The sequence below is a fragment of the bacterium genome (genome assembly GCA_021372775.1).
GTDB lineage: Bacteria > Acidobacteriota > Polarisedimenticolia > J045 > J045 > JAJFTU01.
The window spans coordinates 1-1,615 of record JAJFTU010000219.1 but is presented as its reverse complement, the minus strand read 5'-3'; the positions used below and the strand labels follow the sequence as shown (position 1 = coordinate 1,615).

3 protein-coding genes are annotated in these 1,615 nt (G+C 70.1%); all 3 read right to left on the bottom strand.

All coding sequences use genetic code 11. From position 1 onward, the window contains the following. On the bottom strand, nucleotides 1-699 hold a 699-nt coding region (locus LLG88_07820; protein ID MCE5246810.1), incomplete at its 3' end, for a hypothetical protein. 16 nt (nucleotides 700-715) lie between these two features. Beyond that, complete coding sequence (gene nuoK / locus LLG88_07815; GenBank protein MCE5246809.1) at nucleotides 716-1,036, bottom strand: NADH-quinone oxidoreductase subunit NuoK; 321 nt, start codon at nucleotides 1,034-1,036, stop codon at nucleotides 716-718. Then, nucleotides 1,037-1,615: NADH-quinone oxidoreductase subunit J (locus LLG88_07810; GenBank protein ID MCE5246808.1), on the bottom strand; the 579-nt coding region annotated here is incomplete at its 5' end. It lies immediately after the preceding gene.

Sequence of the window (1,615 nt, the reverse complement as noted above, 5' to 3'; positions counted from 1 at the left end):
CAGCAGCATCCCGATCATGAAGCCGAAGTCGCCGACGCGGTTGGCGAGAAAGGCCTTGCGCCCGCAGTCGGCGCAGGTCATTCCCGTTTCCTTGTCGTAGACGCGGTCGTAGTAGAAGCCGATCAGCAGGTAGGAGCAGAGCCCCACGCCCTCCCAGCCGACGAACATCACGAGGAAGTTCCCGGCCAGGACGAGCGTGAGCATCATCGCCATGAAGAGGTTCATGTAGGAGAAGAAGCGGAAGTACCCCTTCTCCCCCTTCATGTAGCCGATCGAGTAGACGTGGATCAGCGTGCCGATCCCCGTCACGACGAGCAGCATCACGCAGGTCAGCGCGTCGATCGAGAAGGTCCAGCCGACCTGGAGGTTCGCGACGCGCGTCTTCGCCGCGTCCCAACCGCGGAGCTGCGTCGGGCCGAACGGCACCCAGGCCGCGGGGGTCACGCTGAAGCGCGCCGCGTGGTCGGCCGTCTCCTCGACCGCCTTGATCCCCGTCCACGACGGCGCGTTCGCGTACTCCCCGACGCCCTGCGCGAACGACAGGACCATCAGCGCCGAGAGGACGAACGCCAGCGTCGAGGCGCCGACGGCGATCCGGTGCGCGGCCTTGTCCGAGAGCCGGCCGAACGCGCCGAGGATCCCGACGACGACGAAGCCGAGCGCCGGAACGACGGGGATCAACCACAAATAAGGCAGCATACGGCTCCTCCCCGCCTCACCAGCGCAGCAGCCGCGCGACGTCCACGTCGGTCGAGCGGACCTTGCGGAACAGCGCGACGACGATCCCCAGCCCGACCGCGGCCTCGGCCGCGGCGACGGCGAGGACGAAGAAGGCGACGACCTGGCCGTCCACGACGCCGATCGTCCCTCCCGGACCGGGGAGCCGCCGGCTCGCCGCGACCAGCGCGAGGTTGGCCGCGTTGAGCATGATCTCGATGCACATCAAAACGCCGATCGCGCCGCGGCGCGTGACGACGCCGACGGCGCCGATCGCGAACAGCAGCGCGGAGAGGAGCAGGCACCATTCGGCGTTCACTCAGTCCTCCAGCTTCCGCTTGGCGAAAATCACCGCGCCGACCATGCCGGCGACGATCACCAGCGAGACGAGCTCGAACGGGAAGAAGTAGGCGCCGAAGATGGCGTCGCCGAGGCGGGCCACCGTGCCGAAGCCGGGGGAGACGCCGTCCGGCGTCTGCGTCGAGAGGTCGCGCGCCGCGCGGCCGAGGGCGAGCGCGAGGAGCGCGCCGACGCCGATCCCGATCGTCGTCGTCGCCGCGCTCCGCCCGCCCTCCGACTCGCGCCGGACGTTGAGCAGCATGACCACGAAGACGATCAGCACGAGGATCGCCCCGGCGTAGATGATCACCTGCAGCGCGGCGAGCACGAAGGCGCCGAGCAGCGCGTAGAGCCCCGCCACGGCGAGCAGGTGCAGCACGAGGAACAGCGCGCAGACGAGCGTCTTGCGGCGGGCGACGACCATCACCGCGGAGACGACCGCGACGAGCGCGAGCAGCCCGAACGGCCACGGCGAGGTGACGCTCGAGGCGGAGGCCGCCGCGGCGACGGCCTCGGCGAGCGGAACGAGCGGCGGGGCGATCATCGGCCGACCCCCCAG